The sequence below is a fragment of the Pseudomonas sp. SWRI18 genome, assembly GCF_014268345.1.
In the GTDB taxonomy this organism is placed as follows: domain Bacteria; phylum Pseudomonadota; class Gammaproteobacteria; order Pseudomonadales; family Pseudomonadaceae; genus Aquipseudomonas; species Aquipseudomonas cedrina.
Genome location: NZ_JACCQQ010000016.1, coordinates 57,792 through 82,463, shown reverse-complemented (window position 1 = coordinate 82,463; position 24,672 = coordinate 57,792). Strand labels below are relative to the sequence as shown.

At 61.9% G+C, this 24,672-nt stretch carries 23 protein-coding genes and 4 tRNA genes; 23 read left to right on the top strand and 4 right to left on the bottom strand.

Going from position 1 to position 24,672, the window contains the following annotated elements; all coding sequences use genetic code 11:
* The first annotated feature begins 46 nt into the window (after positions 1 to 46).
* From leuC to H0Z09_RS17940, 19 genes are all read left to right on the top strand, one after another.
* Positions 47 to 1,465, top strand: coding sequence for a 3-isopropylmalate dehydratase large subunit (gene leuC / locus H0Z09_RS18030; RefSeq protein ID WP_186692028.1), 1,419 nt, complete (start codon positions 47 to 49; stop codon positions 1,463 to 1,465).
* 10 nt (positions 1,466 to 1,475) lie between these two features.
* Positions 1,476 to 2,120 carry a 3-isopropylmalate dehydratase small subunit gene (leuD, locus tag H0Z09_RS18025; RefSeq protein WP_186692026.1) on the top strand — a complete coding sequence of 215 codons (645 nt, stop codon included), beginning with the start codon at positions 1,476 to 1,478 and terminating at the stop codon, positions 2,118 to 2,120.
* A 147-nt stretch (positions 2,121 to 2,267) separates the two neighbouring features.
* On the top strand, positions 2,268 to 3,032 hold the full coding sequence (locus H0Z09_RS18020; protein WP_186692024.1) for a class I SAM-dependent methyltransferase: 765 nt from the start codon (positions 2,268 to 2,270) through the stop codon (positions 3,030 to 3,032).
* Positions 3,033 to 3,085: 53 nt separating this feature from the next.
* Positions 3,086 to 4,168, top strand: a complete 1,083-nt coding sequence (gene leuB / locus H0Z09_RS18015) for a 3-isopropylmalate dehydrogenase (RefSeq protein ID WP_076953532.1) — start codon at positions 3,086 to 3,088, stop codon at positions 4,166 to 4,168.
* A gap of 64 nt (positions 4,169 to 4,232) precedes the next feature.
* On the top strand, positions 4,233 to 5,345 hold the full coding sequence (asd, locus tag H0Z09_RS18010) for an aspartate-semialdehyde dehydrogenase (protein WP_186692022.1): 1,113 nt from the start codon (positions 4,233 to 4,235) through the stop codon (positions 5,343 to 5,345).
* Between the two features lie 248 nt (positions 5,346 to 5,593).
* Positions 5,594 to 6,604, top strand: coding sequence for an aspartate-semialdehyde dehydrogenase (locus tag H0Z09_RS18005; protein ID WP_186692020.1), 1,011 nt, complete (start codon positions 5,594 to 5,596; stop codon positions 6,602 to 6,604).
* 161 nt (positions 6,605 to 6,765) lie between these two features.
* A complete protein-coding gene (locus tag H0Z09_RS18000; protein WP_186692018.1) occupies positions 6,766 to 9,315 on the top strand; it encodes a FimV family protein in 2,550 nt (849 codons plus the stop codon).
* 215 nt (positions 9,316 to 9,530) lie between these two features.
* On the top strand, positions 9,531 to 10,355 hold the full coding sequence (gene truA / locus H0Z09_RS17995; protein ID WP_076953538.1) for a tRNA pseudouridine(38-40) synthase TruA: 825 nt from the start codon (positions 9,531 to 9,533) through the stop codon (positions 10,353 to 10,355).
* Positions 10,356 to 10,419: 64 nt separating this feature from the next.
* The gene (locus H0Z09_RS17990) at positions 10,420 to 11,052 is read left to right on the top strand and encodes a phosphoribosylanthranilate isomerase (protein ID WP_186692016.1); all 633 of its coding nucleotides are present in this window, start codon (positions 10,420 to 10,422) and stop codon (positions 11,050 to 11,052) included.
* A 245-nt stretch (positions 11,053 to 11,297) separates the two neighbouring features.
* Positions 11,298 to 12,218: an acetyl-CoA carboxylase, carboxyltransferase subunit beta gene (gene accD, locus H0Z09_RS17985; RefSeq protein ID WP_169376857.1), complete on the top strand. Its 921-nt coding sequence runs from the start codon at positions 11,298 to 11,300 to the stop codon at positions 12,216 to 12,218.
* The gene (gene folC, locus H0Z09_RS17980) at positions 12,215 to 13,522 is read left to right on the top strand and encodes a bifunctional tetrahydrofolate synthase/dihydrofolate synthase (RefSeq protein WP_186692014.1); all 1,308 of its coding nucleotides are present in this window, start codon (positions 12,215 to 12,217) and stop codon (positions 13,520 to 13,522) included. Before accD ends, folC begins: the two co-directional genes overlap by 4 nt.
* The gene (locus H0Z09_RS17975; protein ID WP_076953546.1) at positions 13,506 to 14,165 is read left to right on the top strand and encodes an SPOR domain-containing protein; all 660 of its coding nucleotides are present in this window, start codon (positions 13,506 to 13,508) and stop codon (positions 14,163 to 14,165) included. The genes folC and H0Z09_RS17975 overlap by 17 nt, the downstream gene beginning before the upstream one ends.
* Positions 14,166 to 14,424: 259 nt before the next feature.
* Complete coding sequence (locus tag H0Z09_RS17970) at positions 14,425 to 14,982, top strand: CvpA family protein (RefSeq protein ID WP_169376860.1); 558 nt, start codon at positions 14,425 to 14,427, stop codon at positions 14,980 to 14,982.
* Positions 14,983 to 15,023: 41 nt separating this feature from the next.
* Positions 15,024 to 16,529 carry an amidophosphoribosyltransferase gene (purF, locus tag H0Z09_RS17965; RefSeq protein ID WP_076953551.1) on the top strand — a complete coding sequence of 502 codons (1,506 nt, stop codon included), beginning with the start codon at positions 15,024 to 15,026 and terminating at the stop codon, positions 16,527 to 16,529.
* 65 nt (positions 16,530 to 16,594) lie between these two features.
* Complete coding sequence (locus H0Z09_RS17960) at positions 16,595 to 17,806, top strand: O-succinylhomoserine sulfhydrylase (RefSeq protein ID WP_076953553.1); 1,212 nt, start codon at positions 16,595 to 16,597, stop codon at positions 17,804 to 17,806.
* Between the two features lie 11 nt (positions 17,807 to 17,817).
* Entirely contained in the window at positions 17,818 to 18,582 is a 765-nt protein-coding gene (locus tag H0Z09_RS17955) for an SDR family oxidoreductase (protein WP_076953555.1), read from the top strand.
* Between the two features lie 107 nt (positions 18,583 to 18,689).
* A tRNA-Val gene (locus tag H0Z09_RS17950) sits at positions 18,690 to 18,765 on the top strand.
* Positions 18,766 to 18,820: 55 nt separating this feature from the next.
* Positions 18,821 to 18,897, top strand: a tRNA-Asp gene (locus tag H0Z09_RS17945).
* Between the two features lie 103 nt (positions 18,898 to 19,000).
* A tRNA-Asp gene (locus H0Z09_RS17940) sits at positions 19,001 to 19,077 on the top strand.
* Between the two features lie 220 nt (positions 19,078 to 19,297).
* On the opposite strand, the gene H0Z09_RS17935 is transcribed toward H0Z09_RS17940, so the two are convergent.
* The gene (locus tag H0Z09_RS17935; RefSeq protein ID WP_186692012.1) at positions 19,298 to 20,581 is read right to left on the bottom strand and encodes an FAD-binding oxidoreductase; all 1,284 of its coding nucleotides are present in this window, start codon (positions 20,579 to 20,581) and stop codon (positions 19,298 to 19,300) included.
* 185 nt (positions 20,582 to 20,766) lie between these two features.
* On the opposite strand from H0Z09_RS17935, the gene H0Z09_RS17930 reads away from it, so the two are divergent.
* Positions 20,767 to 20,843 (top strand) — tRNA-Val (locus tag H0Z09_RS17930).
* 128 nt (positions 20,844 to 20,971) lie between these two features.
* Here H0Z09_RS17930 and H0Z09_RS17925 read toward each other — a convergent pair.
* Both H0Z09_RS17925 and H0Z09_RS17920 read right to left on the bottom strand, forming a co-directional pair.
* The gene (locus H0Z09_RS17925) at positions 20,972 to 21,157 is read right to left on the bottom strand and encodes a hypothetical protein (protein WP_186692009.1); all 186 of its coding nucleotides are present in this window, start codon (positions 21,155 to 21,157) and stop codon (positions 20,972 to 20,974) included.
* 9 nt (positions 21,158 to 21,166) lie between these two features.
* Positions 21,167 to 21,712, bottom strand: a complete 546-nt coding sequence (locus H0Z09_RS17920; RefSeq protein WP_186692007.1) for a DUF4410 domain-containing protein — start codon at positions 21,710 to 21,712, stop codon at positions 21,167 to 21,169.
* A gap of 340 nt (positions 21,713 to 22,052) precedes the next feature.
* On the opposite strand from H0Z09_RS17920, the gene H0Z09_RS17915 reads away from it, so the two are divergent.
* From H0Z09_RS17915 to pcp, 3 genes are read left to right on the top strand one after another with little or no spacing between them, the layout of a single operon-like run.
* On the top strand, positions 22,053 to 22,769 hold the full coding sequence (locus tag H0Z09_RS17915; protein ID WP_186692004.1) for a DUF969 domain-containing protein: 717 nt from the start codon (positions 22,053 to 22,055) through the stop codon (positions 22,767 to 22,769).
* Positions 22,766 to 23,716 (top strand): DUF979 domain-containing protein, encoded by a 951-nt coding sequence (locus H0Z09_RS17910; RefSeq protein ID WP_186692002.1) that lies wholly within the window; start codon positions 22,766 to 22,768, stop codon positions 23,714 to 23,716. The genes H0Z09_RS17915 and H0Z09_RS17910 overlap by 4 nt, the downstream gene beginning before the upstream one ends.
* 8 nt (positions 23,717 to 23,724) lie before the next feature.
* The gene (gene pcp, locus H0Z09_RS17905; protein WP_186692000.1) at positions 23,725 to 24,366 is read left to right on the top strand and encodes a pyroglutamyl-peptidase I; all 642 of its coding nucleotides are present in this window, start codon (positions 23,725 to 23,727) and stop codon (positions 24,364 to 24,366) included.
* Between the two features lie 15 nt (positions 24,367 to 24,381).
* On the opposite strand, the gene H0Z09_RS17900 is transcribed toward pcp, so the two are convergent.
* Positions 24,382 to 24,606: a hypothetical protein gene (locus tag H0Z09_RS17900; protein ID WP_076953569.1), complete on the bottom strand. Its 225-nt coding sequence runs from the start codon at positions 24,604 to 24,606 to the stop codon at positions 24,382 to 24,384.
* Positions 24,607 to 24,672 lie beyond the last annotated feature (66 nt).

Below are 24,672 nucleotides of genomic sequence, written 5' to 3'. Positions count from 1 at the left end.
GTTTCAAGGCCCCGGGCATAGAAAGACCTGTGATGAGGACCAACTGATGGCCGGCAAAACGCTTTACGACAAGCTTTGGGATTCCCATGAAGTGAAACGGCGCGACGATGGCTCGTCGCTGATCTATATCGACCGTCACATCATCCATGAAGTGACCTCGCCCCAAGCGTTCGAAGGCCTGCGGCTGGCCGGGCGCAAGCCTTGGCGCGTCGACTCCATCATCGCCACCCCGGACCACAACGTGCCGACCACCCCGGAGCGCAAGGGCGGCATCGACGCCATCGCCGACACCGTGTCGCGTCTGCAGGTGCAAACCCTCGACGATTATTGTGACGAATACGGCATCACCGAATTCAAGATGAATGACGTGCGCCAAGGCATCGTCCACGTGATCGGCCCGGAGCAGGGCGCCACCTTGCCGGGCATGACCGTGGTCTGCGGCGACTCCCACACCTCCACCCACGGTGCGTTCGGCGCCCTGGCCCACGGCATCGGCACCTCCGAGGTGGAGCATGTGTTCGCCACCCAGTGCCTGGTGGCCAAGAAAATGAAGAACATGCTGGTGCGCGTTGAAGGCAAGCTGCCGTTCGGCGTGACCGCCAAGGACATCGTCCTCGCCGTGATCGGCAAGATCGGCACCGCCGGCGGTAACGGCCATGCCATCGAATTCGCCGGCAGTGCCATTCGCGACCTGTCCATCGAAGGCCGCATGACCATCTGCAACATGTCCATCGAAGCCGGTGCCCGCGTGGGCATGGTGGCAGCGGACCAAAAGACGGTTGAATACGTTAAGGGCCGCCCATTCGCACCCGCAGGCGCCGATTGGGATGCCGCGGTAGAAGCCTGGAAAGACCTGGTGTCCGACGCCGACGCGGTGTTCGACACCGTGGTCGAACTCGACGCTGCCCAGATCAAGCCGCAAGTCAGCTGGGGCACGTCGCCGGAAATGGTGTTGGCCGTCGACCAGAACGTGCCGGACCCGGCCCAGGAAACCGACCTGGTCAAGCGCGGTTCCATCGAGCGCGCCCTGAAGTACATGGGCTTGAAAGCCAACCAGGCAATCACCGATATCCAGTTGGATCGCGTGTTCATCGGCTCCTGCACCAACTCGCGGATCGAAGACCTGCGCGCCGCGGCGGTGATCGCCAAGGGCCGCAAGGTGGCGTCGACCATCAAGCAAGCCATCGTGGTGCCGGGTTCGGGACTGGTCAAGGCGCAAGCCGAGGCGGAAGGTCTGGACAAGATCTTCCTCGAAGCCGGTTTTGAATGGCGTGAGCCGGGCTGCTCGATGTGCCTGGCGATGAACCCGGACCGTTTGGAGAGCGGCGAGCACTGCGCGTCCACCTCCAACCGTAACTTCGAAGGGCGTCAGGGCGCCGGCGGGCGTACCCACCTGGTCAGCCCGGCCATGGCTGCGGCGGCTGCCGTCAACGGTCGTTTCATCGACGTTCGCGAATTGATCTGAGGAATACCCGATGCGTGCTTTTACACAACACACAGGTTTGGTTGCGCCGTTGGACCGTGCCAACGTAGACACCGACCAGATCATCCCCAAGCAGTTCTTGAAGTCGATCAAGCGCACCGGTTTCGGCCCGAACCTGTTCGACGAATGGCGCTACCTGGACGTGGGCTATGCCTACCAGGACAACTCCAAGCGCCCGCTGAACAAGGATTTCGTGCTCAATGCCGAGCGTTACCAGGGCGCCAGCGTGTTGCTGGCCCGGGAAAACTTCGGCTGCGGTTCCAGCCGTGAACACGCGCCGTGGGCCCTGGAAGAATATGGCTTTCGCAGCATCATCGCGCCGAGCTATGCCGATATCTTCTTCAACAACAGCTTCAAGAACGGCTTGTTGCCGATCATCTTGACTGACGAAGAAGTCGACGAGCTGTTCAAGCAGGTGGAAGCCGAGGTTGGCTATCAACTGACCGTGGATTTGGCCGCGCAAACCGTGACCCGACCGGATGGCAAGGTGTATCACTTCGAGGTGGACGCGTTCCGTAAGCACTGCCTGATCAACGGCCTGGACGATATCGGCCTGACCTTGCAGGACGGCGATGCGATTGCGGCGTTTGAGGCCAAACACCGGGCGAGCCAGCCTTGGTTGTTTCGTGATGCCTGAATCTTTGTAGGCCGCACTGGCCCCTTCGCGAGCAAGCCCGCTCACACATTCGACCGAGTTTCTTCAATTGAAATGCAATCAAATGTGGGAGCGGGCTTGCTCGCGAAGACGGCAGTAAAAACACCCCAAGCCCCAAGGAAAGCCACCATGACCACCACCGCCCACACCCAAGTCGTGCAAAAACAATTCGGCGAACAGGCCGCGGCCTACCTGAGCAGTGCCGTGCACGCCCAGGGCACCGAATTCGCGCTGCTCCAGGCTGAACTGGCCGGGCAGGGCAGCGCACGGTTGCTGGACCTGGGCTGCGGCGCCGGTCATGTGAGTTTCCATGTGGCGCCGTTGGTAAAAGAAGTGGTGGCCTACGACCTGTCCCAGCAGATGCTCGATGTGGTAGCCGCCGCTGCGCAAGATCGCGGTTTCACCAATATCGGCACCGTAAACGGCGCCGCCGAACGCCTGCCGTTCGCCGACGGTGAATTCGACTTTGTGTTCAGCCGCTATTCAGCCCACCACTGGAGCGATCTCGGCCTGGCCCTGCGCGAGGTGCGGCGGGTGCTCAAGCCGGGTGGCGTGGCGGCGTTCGTCGACGTCTTGTCACCGGGCAGCCCGCTGTTGGACACTTACCTGCAAACGGTCGAAGTGCTGCGCGACACCAGCCACGTGCACGATTACTCCGCCGCCGAGTGGATGCGCCAGCTCAGCGAAGCCGGCTTGCACGTGCGCAACAGCAGCCGCCAGCGCCTGCGCCTGGAATACACCTCGTGGGTCGACCGCATGCGCACGCCAGAGGTATTGCGCGCCGCCATCCTTGAGCTGCAAAGGGCGATGGGCCAGGAAGTGCGCGATTACTACGAAATCCAGGCCGACGGCACCTTCAGCACCGATGTGCTGGTGGCCTTCGCCGAACGCTGATTGAATTTTTCCGACCTGCCCGCGGGCAGGTCGCTCGATGAAATGAGGAACCCATGAGCAAGCAGATTCTGATTCTCCCTGGCGACGGTATTGGTCCTGAAATCATGGCCGAAGCGGTCAAGGTGCTGGAACTCGCCAACAGCAAGTACAGCCTGGGCTTCGAGCTGAGCCATGACGTGATCGGCGGCGCGGCCATCGACAAACACGGCGTGCCGCTGGCCGACGAAACCCTGGACCGCGCCCGCGCCGCCGACGCCGTGCTGCTCGGCGCCGTGGGCGGGCCGAAGTGGGACAAGATCGACCGTGACATCCGCCCCGAGCGCGGCCTGCTGAAGATCCGCGCGCAACTGGGCCTGTTCGGCAATCTGCGCCCGGCCATCCTCTACCCGCAGCTGGCCGACGCCTCAAGCCTCAAGCCGGAAGTCGTGGCAGGCCTGGATATCCTGATCGTGCGTGAGCTGACCGGCGGTATCTACTTCGGCTCGCCACGTGGTGTGCGGGAGTTGGAAAATGGCGAGCGCCAGGCCTACGACACCCTGCCGTACAGCGAGAGCGAAATCCGCCGGATCGCCCGTGTCGGTTTCGACATGGCGCGCGTGCGGGGCAAGAAGATCTGCTCGGTGGACAAAGCCAACGTACTGGCCTCCAGCCAACTGTGGCGTGAAATCGTCGAAGAAGTGGCCAAGGACTACCCGGACGTCGAACTGAGCCACATGTACGTTGACAACGCCGCCATGCAACTGGTGCGCGCACCGAAGCAGTTCGACGTGATCGTCACCGACAACCTGTTCGGCGACATCCTGTCCGACCAGGCCTCGATGCTGACCGGCTCCATCGGCATGCTGCCGTCGGCGTCGCTGGACACCCACAACAAGGGCATGTACGAGCCTTGCCACGGCTCGGCGCCGGACATTGCGGGGCAGGGCATTGCCAACCCGCTGGCGACCATTTTGTCGGTGTCGATGATGCTGCGTTACAGCTTCAACCTGGCGGATGCGGCGGACGCGATCGAGAAAGCCGTAAGCCTGGTGCTCGATCAGGGCTTGCGCACCGGCGACATCTGGTCGCAGGGTTGCACCAAGGTCGGTACGCAAGAAATGGGCGACGCAGTAGTCGCCGCGCTGCGGAATCTGTAATCTCTCGGGCCCGCTTGCAGTTGTTGCTGCAAGGCGGCCCACTTTTTAACAAGGTGTAGTTGCGATGAAACGTGTAGGTCTGATCGGTTGGCGCGGTATGGTCGGTTCCGTGCTCATGCAGCGGATGCTGGAAGAGCAGGATTTCGATCTTATTGAGCCGGTGTTTTTCACCACCTCGAACGTGGGTGGCCAAGGCCCGTCCGTGGGCAAGGACATTGCCCCGCTCAAGGACGCCTACAACATCGATGAGCTCAAAACCCTCGACGTGATTCTGACCTGTCAGGGTGGCGACTACACCAGCGAAGTCTTCCCCAAGCTGCGCGAAGCCGGGTGGCAGGGTTACTGGATCGACGCCGCATCGAGCCTGCGCATGCAGGACGATGCGGTGATCATCCTCGACCCGGTCAACCGCAAGGTCATCGACCAGCAACTGGACGCCGGTACCAAGAACTACGTCGGCGGCAACTGCACTGTCAGCCTGATGCTGATGGGCCTGGGCGGCTTGTTCGAAGCCGGCTTGGTCGAGTGGATGAGCGCCATGACCTACCAGGCGGCCTCCGGTGCCGGCGCGCAGAACATGCGCGAGCTGATCAAGCAGATGGGTGCGACTCACGCGGCCGTTGCCGATCAACTGGCCGACCCCGCCAGCGCGATCCTCGACATCGACCGCCGCGTGGCCGAAGCCATGCGCAGCGATGCCTACCCGACCGAAAACTTCGGTGTGCCACTGGCCGGCAGCCTGATCCCGTGGATCGACAAAGAGCTGCCCAATGGCCAGAGCCGCGAAGAGTGGAAGGCCCAGGCCGAGACCAACAAGATTCTTGGTCGTTTCAAGAGCCCGATCCCGGTGGACGGCATCTGCGTGCGTATCGGCGCGATGCGCTGCCACAGCCAGGCGCTGACCATCAAGCTGAACAAAGACGTGCCGATCGCCGATATCGAAGGGCTGATCAGCCAGCACAACCCGTGGGTCAAGCTGGTGCCGAACAACCGCGATATCAGCATGCAGGAGCTGAGCCCGACCAAGGTCACCGGCACCCTGAATGTACCGGTGGGCCGTCTGCGCAAGCTGAACATGGGCAGCCAGTTCCTTGGTGCGTTCACGGTTGGCGACCAACTGCTGTGGGGCGCGGCTGAACCGCTGCGTCGCATGCTGCGGATCCTGCTGGAGCGTTGATCGCTTGAGGCAATGGGAGAAACCCGCGTACTGGTAACAGGCGCGGGTTTTTTATTGGTTTCAGGACCCTTTCGCGAGCAAGCCCGCTCCCACATTTGACCGAGTTCGATCTTTGGAATGCGGTCAAATGTGGGAGCGGGCTTGCTCGCGAAGAGGCCATCAGCGATACCCCATATCTCAGCTTAATTGCCTCACCCCCCAGCCACCCGGTAAAGTGCCGCTCCCCCCGCAATGCCCGAGGCAGCCCCATGACCCAGACCTTTGATATCGCCGTGATCGGCGCCACCGGTACCGTTGGCGAAACCCTGGTGCAGATCCTCGAAGAGCTGGCTTTCCCGGTGGGCACCCTGTATCTGCTGGCGGGCAATAACTCGGCTGGCGCATCGGTGCCGTTTCGCGGCAAGAACGTGCGGGTCAAGGAAGTCGATGAATTCGACTTCAGCAAGGCGCAACTGGCGTTTTTCGCGGCGGGGCCCGCGGTGACCTTGAGTTTCGCCGCGCGTGCGACGGCGGTGGGCTGCTCGGTGATCGACTTGTCCGGCGCGCTGCCGGCCGAGCAGGCGCCGCCCGTGGTGCCCGAAGCCAACGCCCATGTGCTCGATGGCCTGGAAAAACCGTTCCGGCTCGGCAGCCCAAGCCCATCGGCGACCAACCTGGCCGTGGTGCTGGCGCCACTGCGGGGCCTGCTGGATATCCAGCGCGTGAGCGTCACCGCCAACCTGGCGATGTCGGCCCAGGGACGAGAGGCGGTCAGCGAACTGGCCCGGCAAACCGCCGAGCTGCTGAATATGCGCCCGCTGGAACCGACGTTCTTCGATCGGCAGGTCGCCTTCAATGTGCTGGCACAAGTCGGCACGCCGGACAGCCAAGGTCATACCGCCCTGGAGAAGCGCCTGGTACACGAGTTGCGCGCAGTGCTGGAATTACCTTTACTAAAGATTTCCGCAACTTGCGTTCAAGCCCCGGTGTTTTTTGGCGATAGCCTGACTGTGTCGCTGCAGCTGGGCGCACCGGTCGACCTCGCCGCCGTGAACCGCGCACTCGACGCAGCGCCGGGCGTAGAGCGTGTGGAGGAGGGCGACTACCCAACCGCCGTGGGCGATGCGGTAGGCCAGGACGTGGTCTATGTAGGACGGGTTCGCGCAGGCGTGGATGACCCGGCGGAACTAAATCTGTGGCTGACGTCAGATAACGTACGCAAAGGCGCCGCACTCAATGCCGTACAGCTGGCGCAGTTGTTGATAAAAGGCCTTGCGTAAAAGATACTTGGCGGCAATTTGTAGATTGATTCTAACCAGGCGCTATGCTTGGCCCAAAGCAGAACAGAAGCGCGTCGGTAACCTATCGGCTCGCCATGCCTTATGGCAGCGGTTACCAACCTTCTCGCAGGCCGGGGAGTGTTCAAACAAAGGATGAGGCTATGGTTCAAGTTCGCAAACTGGTGTTAGCAATAGCGGCCGCCTCGGCGCTGTCCTCCGGTATGGCGCAGGCGCTGCAGCTGGGGGAGATGACCCTCAAGTCGAAGTTGAACCAGCCGTTGGCGGTGGAAATCGAATTGCTCGATGTCGGCGGCCTCACCGCTTCCGAGATCACCCCGAGCCTGGCCTCGTCCCAGGCGTTCGTGGATGCGGGCGTTGATCGCCAGGCGTTCCTCGATGACCTGACGTTCACCCCGGTGGTCAACCCCAACGGCCGCAGCGTGGTGCGTGTCACCTCCAGCAAGCCGCTGCCGGATTCCTACGTACGCTTCCTGCTGCAGGTGCAATGGCCCAACGGTCGTCTGATGCGCGACTACAGCGTATTGCTCGACCCGGCCAAATTCGACCAGCCTGCACCCACCAGCGCCGCGCCCGCACCACGCCTGGCCGCGCCGGTCACTACCGCGCCGACTGCGAGCAAGGCCGCGCAGCACACCACCACATCCCGCGATACCCTGTGGGAAATCGCGGCGAAGAACCGCAACGGCGGCTCCGTCCAGCAAACCATGCTGGCGATCCAGGCGCTGAACCCCGGCGCATTTGTCGACGGCAATATCAATCGCCTGAAAACCGGCCAAGTCCTGCGCCTGCCGGATACCGTACAAAGCACCGCGCTGCCGCAACCCCAGGCGATTGCGGAAGTTCGCGCGCAGAATGCCGCCTGGCGCCAGGGCCGCCGTGCCGCCACCAATCCGGCGGCGGGCAAGCAGCAGTTGGACGCCACCAAGCGCAACCAGGCTGGCAACGCGCCAGCCAGCACCAATGCCAACGACAACCTGAGCCTGGTGTCGGCCGAAGCGGCCAAGCAGGGCGTCAAAGGCAAGGCGGGCGACAGCGCGGCGCTGAGCGACAAACTGGCGATGACCCAGGAGCAACTGGACACCACCCGTCGCGACAACGAAGAGCTGAAAAGCCGCGCGGCGGACTTGCAGAGTCAGCTGGACAAGCTGCAGAAACTGATTCAACTGAAAAACGATCAACTCGCGCGTTTGCAGGCAGAAAAAGGCCTCCCGGTCGCGCAGGCGACAGCCGCAATGCCCGCTCAGTTGGCAGGCGAGCCGGCTACCGCCGCTGCAACGCCGGATGCCGCGACCGCTGTTCCTGCGCCCGCCCCTGAGCCAGTCAAGGCGCAGGAGCCTGCACCGGCGAGCACCGAGGGCAAGTTCAACGAGCTGCTGACCAACCCGGTCGTGCTTGGCGTGCTCGGTGGCGCCGCGCTCTTGTTGGTGCTGCTGCTCCTGCTGCTGTGGGCGCGCCATCGCAATGCCCGCCGCGAAGAGGAAAAGCACCTGCGCATGGCGCGGGCCCTGGCTGAAGAGCCAGAATTCACCTCCAACATTGACCACGACCTGCCACCGGACAGCTTCGAAGGCCTGGAAGTGCCGCTGCCCAACGTCAAGCTGGCCGCCGCGCCCGTACCGGCTCCAGCGGTAGAGCCGGCAGTTGTCGTGCCCACCGTGGCTTCCGTGCTTGCGCCGCTGGCGGTTGCCGTCGCTCCGGTGAACTCCAGCGATGCGCTGGCCCAGGCTCAGTCTCATATCGACCGGGGCCACCTGAACCAGGCCGCCGATGTGCTGGAGCAGGCGATCAAATATGAGCCCAAGCGCAGCGACCTGCGTTTGAAGCTGATGGAAGTCTACGGCCTGCAGAACGACAAGGACGGCTTTGTCACCCAGGAGCGTCAACTGGTGGCCAATGGTGAAAACCACGCCCAGGTCGAGCAACTCAAGAGCCGCTTCCCGGCGATGGCCGTGTTGGCGGCGGGCGTGAGTGCTGCGGTTGCCGCCGCTGCCCTGGACGCTCAATACGTCAAGGAATTGCTCGAAGACAAACCGGCCGCCGCGACGCCAGAGGCCTTCGACACCGATTTCGATTTGAGCCTGGACGAGCTGGAAGAAGCTTCCCCGGCCAAAATCGAGGACGATCAGCAGACATTCGAATCGTTGCTGCAGCAGCAGACCGAAGCCAATGCCAAAGCGGATGACCTGTCGGACTTCGACCTGGACCTGCAACTGGATGCCCCGGCGTCGGCGCAATCCGATGACGACTTCCTTTCCGGCCTGGAAGAGCAGATGAAGGACGTGCCTGCCGTCGAACCGCCGACCCTGACCCCGGCTGCAGCGGATGACTTCGACCTGCCCGAGGATTTCGACCTGTCCCTGGCCGATGAACCGCAAGAGGCCGCCAAGCCCGATGCGTTTGCCTCGGAGCTGGATGATGTCAACGCCGAGCTGGATCGCCTGTCCCAGAGCCTGGAGCATCCGCCCATCGAGCCCTCCTTTACCGCAGAAGACGCGGCATTGGGGGATGATGAGCCGGAGTTCGATTTCCTGTCCGGCACCGACGAAGTGGCCACCAAACTGGACCTGGCCCAGGCCTACATCGACATGGGCGATGCGGACGGCGCACGGGACATCCTTTCCGAAGTGCTGACCGAAGGGGACGAGACCCAGCGTGGCGAGGCCAAAGAGATGCTCGGCCGGCTGGTGTAACCGCCAACCTTTAGCGCAGCGGCGACCTTCGGGTCGCCGTTTTGCTTTGTGTGGGAGCTGGCTTGCCTGCGATAGGGTCACCTCAGTTTGGCTGGAGGACCGAGGCGCCCGCATCGCAGGCAAGCCAGCTCCCACACAATCCGGCATAATGCCCGCCTTTGCGCAACCCATCAGGCTCTCAGTTCTTGGCAAATATAGATAACGCGGCCGCCGAAATGGCGGCCGCAGGCTTTAACCGCATCGCCCTGGGCGTGGAATACAAAGGCTCGCGCTATCGCGGCTGGCAGCGTCAGGCCAGCGGCGTGCTGACGGTGCAGGAAACCCTTGAAAACGCGCTGTCGAAAGTCGCCGACTCTCCGGTATCGCTGATGTGCGCCGGGCGTACCGATGCGGGTGTGCATGCCTGCGGCCAGGTGGTGCACTTCGATACCCAGGCTGAACGGTCGATGAAGGCTTGGGTGATGGGCGCTAATATCAATTTGCCCCATGACGTCAGCGTCACCTGGGCCAAGGTCATGCCGGCGCACTTTCATGCGCGCTTCAAGGCCATCGCCCGGCGTTACCGCTATGTGATCTACAACGACCAGATCCGCCCGGCGCACCTCAACCAGGAAATCACCTGGAACCACCGCCCGCTCGACGCCGAACGCATGGCTCAAGCTGCCCAGCATCTGGTGGGCGTGCACGATTTCAGCGCCTTTCGTGCCGGCCAGTGCCAGGCCAAGTCGCCGATCAAGGAAGTCCACCACCTGCGAGTGACCCGCCACGGCAAGATGATCGTGCTGGATATCCGTGCCGGCGCCTTCCTGCATCACATGGTGCGTAACATCGCCGGGGTGCTGATGACCATCGGCACCGGCGAGCGCCCGGTGGAGTGGGCCAAGGAAGTGCTGGAAAGCCGCGTGCGTCGCACCGGCGGGGTCACGGCGCATCCGTTCGGTCTGTACCTGGTGGATGTGGAGTACCGTGACGAGTTCGAGCTGCCGGAGCGTTTCATCGGGCCACATTTCCTGACAGGTTTCAGCGAACTTGGCGGCTGACGCCTGGAAAAGCTTTTGTTACCATCCGGGACTTTCTCGGCCCAACACCTGAGGTTCCCACGACATGTCAGCCGTTCGCAGCAAGATTTGCGGGATTACCCGCATAGAAGACGCGCTGGCGGCAGTCGAGGCCGGTGCAGATGCCATCGGCCTGGTGTTTTATGCCAAGAGCCCGCGAGCGGTGAATGTGCTGCAGGCGCGGGCGATCATCGCCGCACTGCCGCCGTTCGTCACCACCGTGGGCTTGTTCGTCAACGCCAGCCGCTGCGAACTCAACGAAACCCTGGATGCCGTACCGCTGGACATGTTGCAGTTCCATGGCGACGAAACGCCGGACGAATGTGAAAGCTACCAGCGTCCCTATATCAAGGCGTTGCGCGTCAAGGCCGGCGAAGACATTGCGGCTGCGTGCGCAGCCTATGCGGGTGCTCGCGGGATTCTGCTGGACACCTATGTAGAAGGCGTGCCCGGCGGTACGGGCGAAGCGTTCGATTGGTCGCTGATTCCCGCGGGCTTGACCAAGCCGATCATCCTGGCCGGCGGGCTCGACCCGGCCAATGTCGAAGCGGCGATCAAGCAGGTGCGACCGTACGCCGTGGATGTGAGCGGTGGGGTAGAGCAGGGCAAGGGCATCAAGGACCACGGCAAGATTCGCGCATTCGTGCAGGCCGTGCGCAACAGCTGTGGTGGGATGTGACGGCTGGCAGTCTGCCGCCGTCCATAACTACCACTGTGTAAAACAGCCTGGCGCCGCCTGCGGGTGGCCCGGAAACGAAGTGGCAACCCTGCGCTGGCAGGTTGTCTGGAAGGCTGAGGGATACGTGCGGGAAAAGGCCGGTCGAACGTCTGACCCCGTCCAGCATGTGTCATCGCCACATATGAATTTAGCTCAAGGGCATACGCGGGGCTGTGTTCAAGCCACCGGTACTGGAGAAAGAAAGCATGAGCAACTGGTTAGTAGACAAACTGATCCCTTCGATCATGCGTTCCGAGGTGAAGAAAAGCTCGGTTCCTGAAGGTCTGTGGCACAAGTGCCCATCCTGCGACGCGGTGCTGTACCGCCCGGAGCTGGAAAAGACCCTGGACGTTTGCCCCAAGTGCAACCACCACATGCGTATCGGCGCCCGCGCCCGCATCGACATCTTCCTTGACGCCGAAGGCCGCAACGAGCTGGGCGCCGACCTGGAGCCGGTGGACCGTCTCAAATTCCGCGACGGCAAGAAGTACAAGGACCGCCTGACCGCTGCACAAAAGCAGACCGGCGAGAAAGACGCGCTGATTTCCGTCAGCGGCAAGCTGCTGGGCATGCCGGTTGTGGTGTCGGCGTTCGAGTTCTCCTTCATGGGCGGTTCCATGGGCGCCATCGTCGGCGAGCGCTTCGTTCGCGCCGCCAACTACGCCCTGGAAAACCGTTGCCCGATGATCTGCTTCGCGGCCTCCGGTGGCGCGCGCATGCAGGAAGCCCTGATTTCGCTGATGCAAATGGCCAAGACCTCTGCGGTACTGGCACGTCTGCGCGAAGAAGGCATCCCGTTCATTTCCGTGCTGACCGACCCGGTCTACGGCGGCGTATCCGCCAGCCTGGCGATGCTGGGCGATGTGATCGTCGGTGAGCCGAAAGCGTTGATCGGTTTTGCCGGCCCGCGCGTGATCGAGCAGACCGTGCGCGAAAAACTGCCGGAAGGCTTCCAGCGCAGCGAGTTCCTGCTGGAGCACGGCGCGATTGACCTGATCATTCCGCGCGGTGAACTGCGTCCACGCCTGGGCAGCCTGCTGGCCCAGATGATGGGCTTGCCGACCCCTGTGTACGTCGCGCCTAAAGTTGAGCCGATTGTCGTGCCGCCGGTGCCTGCAAACCTATGACCCAGCGGACCCTGGGCGAATGGCTCGCCTACCTTGAGCAGTTGCATCCGTCCGCCATCGACATGGGCCTGGAGCGCTCGCAACAGGTAGCGGCCCGCCTCGGGTTGGGCCGGCCGGCACCGCGCGTGATCACGGTGACTGGCACCAACGGCAAGGGCTCCACCTGTGCCTTTGTCGCGGCGCTGCTGCAGGCTCAAGGCCTGAAAGTCGGCGTCTACAATTCCCCGCACCTGCTGCGTTATAACGAGCGGGTGCAACTCAATGGCAGCGAAGCCACCGATGAGCAGCTCTGCGAAGCGTTCGCCGCGCTGGATGCGGGCCGAGGCGAGATATCCCTGACGTACTTCGAGATGGGCACCCTGGCAGCGTTCTGGCTGTTCGAGCGTGCACAACTGGATGTGGTGGTGCTGGAAGTCGGCCTGGGCGGGCGCCTCGACACGGTCAACGTGGTGGATGCCGACCTGGCGCTGGTCACCAGCATTGGTGTGGATCACGCCGATTACCTGGGTGATACCCGCGAGTCCGTGGCCTATGAAAAAGCCGGTATCTTCCGCCAGGGCCGACCTGCGCTCTGTGGGGACCTGGACCCGCCGCAGACCTTGCTGGACAAGGTGCGCGAGCTGAATTGCCCGTTTTTCCTGCGCGGGCGTGAATTCGGTCTTGAGATCGACGGGCAGCACTGGCACTGGCGTGGACGCGATGCCCGCGGCCAGGTCGTGGAGCTTCGCGGCCTGCCGCTGCTGAACCTGCCGATGGAAAACGCCGCGCTCGCGCTGCAGGCGTATCTGCTGCTGGATCTGCCGTGGAACGCCGCGCAGATTGCTGCCACCCTGCTGGCAACGCGCGTGGCGGGGCGCCTGGACCGTCGCGAGGTCGAATGGCAGGGTAAACGCTTGAATCTGTTGCTGGATGTGGGGCATAACCCCCACGCGGCCGAGTACCTGGCGCAACGCTTGTCGCGCACGCCGCCGGTTGGTCGTCGTCTTGCCGTGTTCGGCCTGCTGGCCGACAAGGACCTGGAAGGTGTGATCGCACCCTTGCTGGACACTGTCCAGGCGTGGGCCGTGGCACCGCTGGATACACCGCGCAGCCGTCCTGTCGCGGAACTGGCGATGTTCTTGCAGAACCTTGGCGCGCCCGTGGCGTCGTATGCAAGCGTGATCGATGCCCTTCAAGCGCAGTGCGCCGTTGCCACGCCCGACGATGAGATTCTGTTGTTCGGGTCATTTTATTGTGTTGCCGAGGCGCTCGAGTGGTTGGCCCGGCGCTCCACGGAGGAAGCTGCACATGGCATTACTCGATAGCGCATACAAGCAGCGAATGGTTGGAGCCCTGGTCCTGGTGGCGTTGGCGGTGATTTTCCTGCCGATGCTGTTCTCTCGCCAGGATGAAGAGCGCCAGGTCGTGGTCGAGGCCCCGGCCGCTCCACAGGCGCCCGCGGTGCCCCAGGTACAGGTTGAGCCGGTGGTGGTGCCTGAGCCGCAGGCGTTGCCGGAAGAAGAACCTGTGCCGACCGATGACGAGGTGGCCGCTCAGCAAGCGCCGTCGATGCCGGTGCAGCCAAGCGTGCCGGTCGTCAAGCCGGTTCCGGCACCGACCGTAGCGGCCAAGCCCGCCGCCCCGGCGCCGGCACCCAAGCCGGTAGCGCCGCAACCTGCCGCACCGGGCAAGCCGGACGTGGGGCAGAGCCGTATCGACCCGAATGGCTTGCCGATCAGTTGGTCGATTCAAGTGGCCAGCCTGGGTAATCGCGAAGGCGCCGACGCTTTGCAGAAGAAACTGCGTAGCCAGGGTTATAACGCCTATATCCGCAGCGCCGACGGCAAGAACCGGGTGTTTATCGGGCCGCTGATCGAGCGTGCCGAAGCGGATCGCCTGCGCGACTTGCTCGATCGCCAGCAGAACCTCAAGGGTTTCGTGACGCGTTTCCAGCCTGAGCGTGGTTGAACAATTGCCAACTCCGGTTGGCAATGCGATCTAAATGTGGGAGCGGGCTTGCTCGCGAATACGGTCTATCAGTCAATATACTTAGTGACTGACACGCCGCCTTCGCGAGCAAGCCCGCTCCCACATTCGTTTTGGGGTGGGCTTGAAATGCACCGTGCTTGCCACAAACTATTGATTTGCAAAGCAGCCGCAATCACCGCTTACCGATAGCCCGACGCTCTGCTAAAATGCGCCGCCTCATCCGTCCGTAGGCTCAAACGTGCCATTTACCTGGGTTGATTGGGCGATTGTTGCAATCGTCGCCATCTCCGCTTTGATCAGTCTAAGCCGCGGCTTCGTAAAAGAAGCATTGTCGTTGCTGACCTGGATCATCGCAGGAGTCGTAGCCTGGATGTTTGGCGGTTCATTGTCGGTCTACCTGGCCGGGTACATCGAGACGCCCTCGGCCCGCGTCATCGCGGGCTGCGCCATCATGTTCATCGCCACGCTGCTGGTGGGGGCAATGGTCAATTATCTTATTGGCGAGTTGATACGTGTCACCGGCCTTTCCGGGACCGATCGATTCCTCGGTATGGTCTTCGGCGCTGCGCGTGGCGCCTTGCTGGTCGTCGTGGCGGTCGGGCTGTTGAGCCTGGGGCCGGTACAGCAGGATGCATGGTGGCAAGAGTCGGTACTCGTGCCAAAATTTCTATTGGTTGCAGATTGGTCCAAGAACCTCATTCTGGGGTGGAGCAGTCAGTGGCTGGCCAGCGGAATCAGCGTACCCGCTGATCTTCCGTTCAAGGAGCACCTCTTACCGGCCAAAACGCCTCAGTAAGCTGTGTTCAGTCAAGATTCATTAAGTAGGGGTTGCGTCGCATGTGTGGCATCGTCGGTATCGTCGGTAAGTCGAACGTGAATCAGGCGCTGTATGACGCGCTAACCGTCCTCCAGCACCGCGGCCAGGACGCTGCCGGTATTGTGACCAGCCACGACGGCCGGTTATTCCTGCGCAAGGACAACGGGTTGGTCCGTGACGTGTTCCACCAACGTCACATGCAGCGCCTGGTCGGGCACATGGGTATTGGCCATGTGCGTTACCCGACTGCCGGTAGCTCGACATCGGCCGAAGCTCAACCGTTTTACGTCAACTCGCCTTATGGCATTACCCTGGCGCACAACGGCAACCTGACCAACGTTGAACAGCTGGCCAAGGAGATTTACGAGTCCGACCTGCGCCACGTCAACACCAACTCCGACTCGGAAGTGCTGCTCAACGTGTTCGCTCACGAGCTGGCCCAGCGCGGCAAGCTGCAGCCGACCGAAGAAGATGTGTTCGCCGCCGTCACCGACGTGCACAACCGTTGCGTGGGTGGTTACGCCGTGGTGGCCATGATCACCGGTTATGGCATCGTCGGCTTCCGTGACCCGCACGGCATTCGCCCGATCGTGTTCGGCCAGCGTCACACCGACGAAGGCGTCGAGTACATGATCGCTTCCGAAAGCGTGTCCCTGGACGTGCTGGGCTTTACCCTGATCCGCGACCTCGCGCCGGGCGAAGCGGTGTACATCACCGAAGACGGCAAGCTGCACACGCGCCAATGCGCCGTCGCGCCGAAACTCACCCCGTGCATCTTCGAACACGTCTACCTGGCGCGTCCGGATTCGATCATCGACGGGGTTTCGGTGTACAAGGCGCGCCTGCGCATGGGTGAGAAACTGGCCGATAAGATCCTGCGCGAGCGTCCCGAGCACGATATCGACGTCGTAATCCCGATTCCCGACACCAGCCGTACCGCTGCGCTGGAACTGGCCAACCACCTGGGCGTCAAGTTCCGCGAAGGCTTCGTGAAGAACCGCTACATCGGGCGTACCTTCATCATGCCGGGCCAGGCTGCACGCAAGAAATCGGTGCGCCAGAAGCTCAACGCCATCGAGCTGGAATTTCGCGGCAAGAATGTGATGCTGGTGGATGACTCCATCGTGCGCGGCACCACCTGCAAGCAGATCATCCAGATGGCCCGCGAAGCCGGTGCGAAGAATGTGTATTTCTGTTCCGCGGCGCCTGCGGTGCGTTACCCGAACGTGTACGGTATCGACATGCCGAGCGCCCACGAGCTGATCGCTCACAACCGCTCGACCCAGGACGTTGCCGACCTGATCGGCGCTGACTGGCTGATCTACCAGGACCTGCCGGACCTGATCGAAGCGGTCGGCGGTGGCAAGATCAAGATCGACCAGTTCGACTGCGCCGTGTTCGACGGCAAGTACGTGACCGGTGATGTCGACGAGGCCTACCTGAACAAGATCGAGCAGGCGCGCAATGACTCGTCCAAGATCAAGACCCAGGCGGTCAGTGCGATCATCGATCTGTATAACAACTGAGTGACAACCGGCCCTGAGGGGCCGGTTTTGTATCTTAAATAAAGAATTGAGTAAGGAGGGGCAGCATGAGTCAGGAATGGGATGCCGGTCGGTTGGACAGCGACCTCGATGGCGTAGCTTTCGATACCCTGGCTGTGCGCGCCGGCCAGCACCGCACCCCGGAAGGTGAGCACGGTGACCCGATGTTCTTCACCTCCAGCTATGTGTTCCGCACGGCCGCCGATGCGGCTGCGCGCTTTGCCGGTGAAGTGCCGGGCAACGTCTATTCGCGCTACACCAACCCGACCGTGCGCGCGTTCGAAGAGCGTATCGCGGCGCTGGAAGGCGCCGAGCAGGCGGTCGCTACGGCGACCGGCATGGCGGCCATCCTGGCGGTGGTGATGAGTCTGTGCAGCGCCGGCGACCATGTACTGGTGTCGCGCAGCGTGTTCGGCTCGACCATCAGCCTGTTCGAGAAATACTTCAAGCGCTTTGGCATTGAAGTGGACTACGTGCCGCTGGCAGACCTGTCCGGTTGGGATGCCGCGATCAAGACTAACACCCGCTTGCTGTTCGTCGAATCGCCGTCCAACCCGTTGGCCGAGCTGGTGGATATCGCCGCGTTGGCCGAAGTGGCCCATGCCAAGGGCACTATGCTGGTGGTCGACAACTGCTTCTGCACCCCGGCGCTGCAGCAGCCGCTGAAGCTGGGCGCGGACATCGTCGTGCACTCGGCCACCAAGTTCATCGACGGCCAGGGTCGCTGCATGGGCGGCGTGGTCGCGGGGCGCAGCGAGCAGATGAAGGAAGTGGTTGGCTTCCTGCGCACGGCTGGCCCGACCTTGAGCCCATTCAACGCCTGGATCTTCCTCAAGGGCCTGGAAACCCTCAGCCTGCGCATGAAAGCCCATTGCGCCAATGCCCAGGCCCTGGCCGAGTGGCTGGAGCAGCAGGACGGTATCGAGAAGGTGCACTACGCCGGCCTCAAGAGCCACCCGCAACATGCATTGGCCCAGCGCCAGCAGCGTGGTTTCGGTGCCGTGGTGAGCTTCGAAGTGAAGGGCGGCAAAGAGGGTGCCTGGCGCTTTATCGATGCGACGCGCCTGATCTCCATCACCGCCAACCTGGGCGACAGCAAGACCACCATTACCCATCCGAGCACCACCTCCCACGGGCGCCTGGCGCCTCAGGAGCGTGAGGCGGCGGGTATCCGTGACAGCCTGATCCGCGTTGCAGTGGGCCTTGAAGACGTGGCTGACTTGCAGGCCGACCTGGCTCGCGGGCTGGCCGCCTTGTGATCGAGTGGTCCATGGAAGCCGCGGCAGCCAGTAACGGGCGTGTCGCGCTGGTGACCGGCGCGGCGCGGGGCATTGGCCTCGGGATCGCGGCGTGGCTGATCAGCGAAGGCTGGCAGGTGGTGTTGACCGACCTGGACCGCGAGCGCGGCGCCAAGGTGTCCAAGGTGCTGGGCGAAAACGCCTGGTTTATCACCATGGACGTGGCTGACGAGAAACAAGTGGCTCAAGGTGTCGCCGAGGTATTGGGGCAGTTTGGCCGCCTCGACGCATTGGTGTGCAATGCGGCGGTGGCCGACCCGCACAACATCACCCTGGAAAGCCTGGACCTGGCCTACTGGAACCGGGTGATGGCGGTCAATCTCAGCGGTCCGATGTTATTGGCCAAGCACTGCGCGCCGTATCTGCGCGCCCATGGTGGTGCCATCGTCAACCTGGCGTCGACCCGGGCGCGTCAGTCGGAGCCGGATACCGAAGCCTATGCGGCGAGCAAAGGTGGCTTGCTGGCCCTCACGCATGCGTTGGCGATGAGCCTTGGGCCCGAAGTGCGGGTCAATGCCGTCAGCCCTGGCTGGATCGACGCACGTGATCCTGCAGCCCGTCGCGCCGAGCCGTTGAGCGACACCGATCATGCCCAGCATCCGGCAGGCAGGGTAGGTACCGTGGAGGACGTGGCGGCGATGGTGGCGTGGCTGCTGTCGCGCCAAGCGGGGTTTGTCACCGGGCAGGAGTTTGTCGTGGACGGCGGCATGAGCAAGAAGATGATTTACAGCGAGTAGGGCAGGGAGCGGTCTTGAAGCAAATTTGTCTTTTTCAGAAAAACTTCAAGCGGGCTATTGACTTAGGTCCGCTACCTGCGTAAATTTCGCGGCCTCAACGAAGCAAAGGGTGATTAGCTCAGCTGGGAGAGCATCTGCCTTACAAGCAGAGGGTCGGCGGTTCGATCCCGTCATCACCCACCACTTCTTGAGAGTTTTGCCCCAGGGCAAGACGCAACGTTAAAGGTTGCACCGACGCGCAGCGGTAGTTCAGTCGGTTAGAATACCGGCCTGTCACGCCGGGGGTCGCGGGTTCGAGTCCCGTCCGCTGCGCCATATTTCCAGGTTCGATTTATCGGGCTTGAGATTGAACAGCAAAAGCTGATCGATCAGATGTTCAAGGCGGTTGAGAGTTTAGGCTCAGCCGGTCAAGCGATACGCAGCGGTAGTTCAGTCGGTTAGAATACCGGCCTGTCACGCCGGGGGTCGCGGGTTCGAGTCCCGTCCGCTGCGCCATATCTGCCTCAAGGCCCGCTGAACGCCTTGAAGCACAAAGAAAGCCATTGGCTACTTTGATCCGATAGCAAATACCCTGGTCGAGAGACCGGGGTTTTTTGTGTCCGCGATTTGAGTCCAAGTCAGGCGCGGTCAATGTGGGAGCTGGCTTGCCTGCGATAGGATCGACGCGGTCTCATTGGGATTCGCGTCTGCGCATCGCAGGCAAGCCCTTGCACCATCAGAACCCGAGTTTATCCCGCAACCCGTAATACCAGGCGCCCAGCGCTGCAAACGGCGTACGCAGCATTTGCCCGCCCGGGAACGGGTAGTGCGGCAGGTCGGCAAACGCATCAAAACGTTCCGCCTGCCCTCTGAGCGCCTCCGCCAGTACCTTGCCAGCCAAATGTGTATACGTTACGCCATGGCCGCTGCAGCCTTGCGAATAGTAGATGTTGTCGCCCAGGCGACCCACTTGCGGCAAGCGCGACAGGGTCAGCAGGAAATTGCCAGTCCAGGCGTAGTCAATCTTCACGTCCTTGAGCTGCGGGAAGGCCTTGAGCATCTTCGGGCGGATGATCGCCTCGATGTTCGCCGGGTCGCGCGCGCCGTACACCACGCCACCGCCGAAGATCAGGCGCTTGTCGCGGGTGAGGCGGTAGTAGTCGAGCAGGTAATTACAATCTTCGACGCAGTAATCCTGCGGCAGCAGTGTCTTCGCCAGCTCATCGCCCAGGGGCGCCGTCGTGATCACTTGCGTGCCGCAGGGCATCGACTTGGCCGCCAGCTCCGGCACCAGGTTGCCCAGGTACGCATTGCCCGCGACGATGATGAACTTGGCCCTGACCCGGCCCTCGGCAGTGTGCACCACCGGGTTGGCGCCGCGCTCGATACGCACCGCCGCCGATTGCTCGTAGATCGTACCGCCCAGGGATTCCACCGCTGCCGCTTCGCCGAGCGCCAGGTTAAGCGGGTGGATATGCCCACCGCTCATGTCCAGCAAGCCGCCGACGTAATTGTCGCAGGCAACCACCTCGCGAATACGGCGTTCGTCCAGCAACTCCAGCTGCGTATGGCCGTAGCGTTCCCACAGGCGTTTCTGCGATTCCAGGTGGCCCATGTGCTTGCTGTTGAGGGCGGCGAATACACCGCCGTCCTTCAAGTCGCACTGGATCTGATACTTGGCCACTCGCTCGCGAATGATCCGGCCGCCTTCAAATGCCATCTGCCCCAATAATTGCGCCTGCTGGGGTCCGACACTGCGCTCGATCACGTCGATATCACGGCTGTAGCTGTTGACGATCTGCCCGCCGTTGCGGCCCGAGGCGCCAAACCCCACCTTGGCGGCCTCCAGCACCGTCACGCGAAAACCGTTCTCCAGCAGGAACAGCGCGCTGGAGAGACCGGTATAACCGGCGCCGATCACGCACACATCGGTTTCAACCTCGCCTTGCAACATCTGCCGAGGTGGAACGGCATTCGCGGAAGCGGCGTAATACGACTGGGGATAGGGGGTGTTCGCCATCCTGGAACCTCTGTTTTATATTTTTTACGAGTGCACCGATCCTACCTGAGTTGAAAATTGCCTGCCAGCCGCCCGAAAATCAACGGGCATGCCCGATGCAAATAAATAATTCGCATATTCATAGGGTTAGCTGCAAAAAAGATGTTGACACCCCACCGGAATTCCGTAGAATGCCGCCTCACAGCAGGCACGTAGCTCAGTTGGTTAGAGCACCACCTTGACATGGTGGGGGTCGTTGGTTCGAGTCCAATCGCGCCTACCAAACAAAATCCGCTCTGCTGGGCGGTCTAGAAGGGCTCACCGAAAGGTGAGCCCTTTTTTGTTGGCTGCGATTTGCAAAACATTTGCAAATCGCTCACCTGGTAAATAGCGCCGATCTCACGGGGAGCTTCAGCCCCCGCCGCCAAAAAATACCTGCAGCAGCACCCATTCAAGCACTGCCACCAGCAGCAGAAACATGACGAATCCGAATGAGAACGCGCGTTTTCGCCGGGGTGGGGTGTAGTCGCTGGCGACCTCCAGAAACCTGAGTACCACGTCGATCAGCTTCCAGATCAGCTCGAAAAATTCGCTCATCAGAACGAATTACTTGGCTTTGGCGCTCTTGATATCGCTGATCATCTGCTTGGCAATCGCCTGCACCTGTTTCTGCGTCATGGCCGAGGCAATGCCTTCCCAGGCGGACGATGAGGTGTCGTAAGTACGCGATCCAAGCGGCGCGCCGGATTTGAGGTCGGAGTAGTCGGCGCGGGAGAACACCCAGGCATTACCGACCAGCGCGCCGGCCACGTACCGCGAGCCTGGTTCGATGTAGCGGAACTTGCTGACGTTGATGCTGATGCCCACGCCGTCTTCACCGCTTGGGGTCACTGCGGGACTTTCCGTGACGTTGAAGCCCGCCTGGCGCGCTTCGACCTGGAGCGCGTTGTTCCAGTCGCGCTTGAGCAGGTTCCAATCCGGATTCTGCTCCACCTGTCCTTCGCCTTTGATGCTGACCACCAGGTTGTGTTTGGCGGAGTCCGGGATGGCCAGCGCGGCGCTGCCCCCGCTTTTTACCTTGGCGGCGCAACCACCGAGCATGGACAAAGCAACGGCGCAGGAGAGAGCGATCAGGACCTTTTGGGTTTTCATTGAATTTCCATATCCACAACAGTATTGAAGGAGGCGTGCTCAAGTCACCCGCGCACGCCTGATAAACGGGCGGCACTAAGATGCGTGAATCCCCTTTGATCTGTCCACATCTCGTTACGTGCGCACTGTGCAATCACTCACAAAATTTATTGGTTCGCAGCAACAATTTTTCTTGTTGGACACCCCCCGTCCCCAGGCAGCAAAGTTGCCGCCACTGACGCTCGACCTTTCGGGTCAACAATAAAAAACCGAGCCGACTGCACGCCACTTCCTGCTGTGAACCCTTTGTTCACATCCTGCTGTAATGGCGCCGCAGCGCGCACTAAAGGACCTCACCGCCATGCAAACTGTTGTGAACTTATGGCCGTTGATCGGCGTACTCGTGATCGTGGTTGGCTTTGTTCTACGCATCAACCCTTTATTGGTGGTCACCGCCGCCGCTATGGCCACCGGATTCGCCGCCCATTTTTCGTTGGAAAAAATCCTCACCACCATGGGCGATGGTTTCCTTCAGACCCGTGCCCTGCAATTGATCCTGTTGTTGCCCCTCGCGGTCATCGGCCTGCTGGAGCGCCATGGGCTGCGCCTGCATGCGCAGAACTGGATCGCACGGTTTGAGCGCGCCACGGTCGGGCGCTTGTTGATCATGTATCTGTTTGTGCGCGAGACCACGGCCGCCATGGGCTTGACCAGCCTGGGCGGGCACCCGCAGATGGTGCGCCCGCTGCTGGCACCGATGGCCGAGGGCGCTGCGGAAAAACGCTACGGCAAACTGCCGGACAAGTTGCGCCATAAAGTATTGGCCATGTGCGCCGCGACGGATAACGTCGGTCTGTTTTTTGGTGAAGATATCTTCGTGGCCTTTGGTGCGATCGCATTGATGCACACCTTCCTGCTTGGCTCGGGGATTGATGTGGAACCGCTGCACATTGCGGTGTGGGGGATTCCGACGGCAATTTGCGCGTTTATCATTCATGCGATCCGCCTGCATCGATTTGACCGAAGACTCACCCGCGAGATGACGCCTGCCGCCGCCCGTGGGGAGATCGCGCAATGATCATTTCGATTCAATACCTGTACTGGCTGGCCGGGGTCCTGCTGCTGATCACCGCGGGCATGATCTTGCTGGACCGAACCCATCCCAAGCGCTGGTCGAGTGCGCTGTTCTGGCTGTTGTTCGCCCTTCCGTTCCTGATCGGTGAGCGGCTGCCGTCGGTGGCCATTGGGGCTGGCCTCGTGGTGATGGCATTGATCGCCGGTATGGGCGGTGTCGGTCGTGGCAAGCATGCCGAGCTGCATGACAAGGATTCCCGTGCCAGTGCCGGTCGGCTGGGCCATAAGTTGTTTATCCCGGCGTTGGCCATTCCCTTGGCTACCGTGATCGGCTCGGTATTGCTCAAGCACACCGAGATCGGCGGCGTACCGCTGCTGGACCCGAAGAACACCACCTTTGTCTCCCTTGGTATCGGCTGCCTGATCGCCCTGGGCCTGGCCTGTTGGCTGACCCGTGACACGCCGGTGCAAGCCTTGCGCGAGTCCCGTCGGCTCACCGAAGCCCTGGGCTGGGCCATGGTGCTTCCGCAGATGCTGGCAATGCTTGGCTTGTTGTTTAACGAAGCCGGGGTCGGCACGGCCGTTGCCCATGTCACTACCACCTATATCAACCTGGATTTCAAGTTGGTGGCGGTGATGGTCTATGTGCTGGGCATGGCGCTGTTTACCGTGATCATGGGGAACGGTTTCGCGGCGTTCCCGGTGATGACCGGCGGCGTCGGCGTGCCGGTGCTGGTGGGTATCTACGGCGGCAACCCGGCGGTAATGGCGGCGATCGGCATGTTCTCGGGCTACTGCGGGACCTTGATGACCCCGATGGCCGCCAACTTCAATATCGTGCCGGCGGCGTTGCTGGAGCTGCCGGACAAAAACGCAGTGATCAAGGCCCAACTGCCGACGGCTTTGATGATGCTGGTGGTTAATATTGTCCTGCTTTACCTGTTGATGTGAGGCCGAGAGTGCGCACTGTACTGCTGACGGGCTTCGAGCCCTTTGATCAAGATTCGGTGAACCCGTCCTGGGAAGCGGTGCGCCAACTGGACGGTGTGCAGTTGGACGATGATGTGCGAATTGTTGCGCATCGACTGCCTTGCGCGTTTGCCTCCGCGGGTGAGTGCCTGGCCCGACTGATCGATGAATTGCACCCGGCCATGGTAATTGCTACCGGGCTGGGCCCGGGGCGCAGCGATATCTCGTTCGAGCGGGTGGCGATCAATATCAACGATGCCCGGATTCCGGATAACCTGGGCGAGCAACCCATTGATACGGCAGTCGTGACGGACGGTCCGGCGGCGTACTTCACGACACTGCCGATCAAGGCGATGGTCAAGGCCGTGCGCGAGGCGGGCATCGCGGCCTCGGTATCGCAGACGGCGGGGACGTTTGTGTGCAACCAAGTGTTTTATCTGTTGCAGCACGCCCTGGCCGGGACGTCCGTGCGCAGTGGGTTCATCCACGTACCGCTTCTGCCGGAGCAGGTGACGGAAGCGCAGCGGCCCTCGATGGAACTGCATACGTTGGTGGCGGGATTGCAGGCAGCCGTACTGGCCGCGTGGCATACACCCGTGGATGCAAAAGAGGCGGGCGGGCAGGTCAGTTGACCTGCCCGATTCACCTCAGGTTGCGAACAGTCGGGTGAGCCCGAAGGTAATGGCGCAGGCCAGACCTGTCATCGCGAATGCGGTTGCCACGTACCACTTGATGAGATTCAGTTCAGTGGTAGCCAGGTCTGCCCTGGAAGCGAAGTGCTTATCCATGGAATCTGCCCTGCTCGAAACGGTGATCAGCTTTTCGTTCATTTCAGCCAGCCCCTTTTCCAGTAAACCTAATCGTATTTCCATTCTCGAATCTCCGTTATTCCCGTTACCGGCTCTGCCTTGAGCCGCTTGGGAACCGAGAATAGTGTG